We start from the raw sequence: 2,294 nt of genomic DNA on the forward strand, positions 1-2,294 counted from the left end.
GGCTTGCGTGCGCGCGAGCGTCTCGAGCGCGCTCAAGGCGGCGCCGGCACAGAAGGCGGCGCCGGCGTCGGTGACGACAGCGCCGTTGGCCAGCGCCCAGGCCGGGACGACCGGCTCGAGAACGGGAATGGCGGCGGCGGGGTCGAGGCGAATCATGATTCTGGAGGGTAAAGCAGCCGTGCGCTTTTTGCCACAAACTTTGCACCAAAACGCACAGGCTGTCGTGCGCACATAACGAATGATAATATTGCATTATCATTCGTTGTTTACGAGGCTGGGGGACCATGGTAGAATACGCCTGAAAGGTAGACTTTTGGAGTCTTTCGTGTCCCTGAACATCAAAAATCCAGCCACCGTTGCTCTCGCCGATGAACTCGCACGCCGCCAGGGTATCAGTAAGACAGCAGCCATTCATCAGGCCCTGAGCGAGCGCTTGCATCGCTTGGGCTTTGGAGAGACCGCTCAGGAGCGTCTGCTGGCAGAATTGCGCGCCATCCGAGAAAGAGTGGCACGATTGCCTGAACTGGATAGTCGCAGCGACGAGGAGATCATCGGGTATGACGAGCATGGAATCCCTAACTGATGGTGATCGATACCTCAGCCGTTGTAGCGATACTTCGGAGCGAGCCTGAGGCACCAAGGCTGGAACGAGCGCTGGTCTCCGACCCAATCCGTCTGATCCCGGCAACCTGCGTGCTTGAGGCACGCATGGTGCTGGTCAGCAGGCGCGGCGAACACGCGTTGGCCGAGATCGATCTTTGGCTGCGCAAAATCGAGGCCGACATCATTCCTGTCGACTCCGAATTGGTTGATCTGGCGACCCAGGGTTGGCTGACCTACGGCAAGGGCCACCACCCGGCGCCGATGAATTTTGCCGATTGCCTCTCCTATGCTTTGGCAAAGCGTGCGGACGAACCGCTGCTTTTCGTCGGCAAGGACTTCTCTCAAACGGATATCGAAGCGGCATGAGCTTGACTGACGACGCTCCAAGATCATCGGCTGCTTCCGGCGATGACGACATGCCCGACATCATCGACGTCGTCATGGAGATGGACGATGCCGACCACGGCTCGCCCCCTCCCCTTCCAGCCATCGCCAATCCCAGCCTGCCTGCGCATCTTGAGGCGCTCGCCGGCCGCGCGCGCGACTATATCGAGGCGGCGAGTTCGGCCAACACGCGCCGCGCCTACGCAGCCGACTGGAAGCATTTTTCGAGCTGGTGCCGGCGCCAAGGCATCGAGATGTTCCCGCCCGATCCTCAGGTCGTCGGGCTCTATATCGCCGCCTGCGCGTCAGGTACGGCTACTGGCGACAAAAAGCCTAACACCGTTTCAACCATCGAGCGCCGGCTTTCGTCGCTCTCCTGGAATTGTGCCCAGCGCGGCCAGCCGCTGGACCGCAAGGACCGGCATATCGCCACGGTGATGGCTGGCGTTCGCAACACCCACGCCTCCCCTCCCCGGCAGAAGGAAGCGATCCTGCCCGAGGATCTGATCGCTATGCTCGAGACCCTCGACCGCGGCACGCTGCGTGGTCTGCGCGACCGCGCCATGCTGCTTTTGGGTTTCGCCGGCGGCCTTCGCCGATCCGAAATCGTCGGCCTCGACGTCGGCAGGGACCAGACCGAGATCGGACGCGGCTGGGTCGAGATTTTTGCCGATAAGGGTCTGCTTGTCACATTGCGCGGCAAAACCGGCTGGCGCGAGGTCGAAATCGGCCGCGGCTCCTCCGACGCCACCTGCCCTGTGGTCGCTCTGCAGACCTGGCTAAGACTAGCGCGCATTGCGCACGGACCTCTGTTCCGGCGCGTTGCTGGTCAAGGCAGAGCGGTCGGTGTCGATCGCTTGAACGACCAGGAGGTCGCACGCCTGGTCAAGCGCGCGGCCCTGGCCGCCGGCGTGCGCGGCGATCTGTCGGAGGGCGAACGGGCCAAGAAATTCGCCGGCCACTCACTGCGCGCCGGCCTCGCCTCGTCGGCCGAGGTCGACGAACGCTATGTGCAAAAACAGCTCGGCCATGCCTCCGCGGAGATGACCCGCCGCTACCAGCGCCGCAGAGATCGCTTCCGCATCAACTTGACCAAGGCTTCCGGCCTCTAAGGAGGCAAAAGCCCTCTCCCCTGCCGTTCTTGCCTCTCGGGATCCGCGCACGCCTTCCAACCTGACCAGGCATTTTCGCTAAACGAATTGGTCACTTCTGTCGTTCGGGACCGCCACTGCCCATCCGGCCTGTTTCATCGCCAGGACAGCTGGTCTTTCGGCAGCCGACCGCTCGGATCGAACACGTTCACTTTG

3 protein-coding genes are annotated in these 2,294 nt (G+C 62.5%); all 3 read left to right on the forward strand.

The annotated features are described in order from the left end of the window. Nucleotides 1–325 precede the first annotated feature (325 nt). The 3 genes from X760_RS73490 to X760_RS73500 are packed head-to-tail and all read left to right on the forward strand — an operon-like array spanning nt 326 to nt 2,099. On the forward strand, nt 326–583 hold the full coding sequence (locus X760_RS73490) for a type II toxin-antitoxin system VapB family antitoxin (protein WP_031195575.1): 258 nt from the start codon (nt 326–328) through the stop codon (nt 581–583). After that, on the forward strand, nt 583–969 hold the full coding sequence (locus X760_RS73495; protein WP_023723252.1) for a type II toxin-antitoxin system VapC family toxin: 387 nt from the start codon (nt 583–585) through the stop codon (nt 967–969). The genes X760_RS73490 and X760_RS73495 overlap by 1 nt, the downstream gene beginning before the upstream one ends. Beyond that, nucleotides 966–2,099: a site-specific integrase gene (locus X760_RS73500; RefSeq protein ID WP_023723253.1), complete on the forward strand. Its 1,134-nt coding sequence runs from the start codon at nt 966–968 to the stop codon at nt 2,097–2,099. The genes X760_RS73495 and X760_RS73500 overlap by 4 nt, the downstream gene beginning before the upstream one ends. The last annotated feature ends 195 nt before the right edge of the window (nt 2,100–2,294 follow it).

The sequence above is a fragment of the Mesorhizobium sp. LSHC420B00 genome, assembly GCF_000503055.1.
GTDB lineage: Bacteria > Pseudomonadota > Alphaproteobacteria > Rhizobiales > Rhizobiaceae > Mesorhizobium.

What these genes read in the sequence shown, in the direction of transcription:
- X760_RS73495 (WP_023723252.1), top strand. Translation starts at nt 583, where the DNA reads ATGGTGATCGATACCTCAGCCGTTGTAGCGATACTTCGGAGCGAGCCT.
- X760_RS73500 (WP_023723253.1), top strand. Translation starts at nt 966, where the DNA reads ATGAGCTTGACTGACGACGCTCCAAGATCATCGGCTGCTTCCGGCGAT.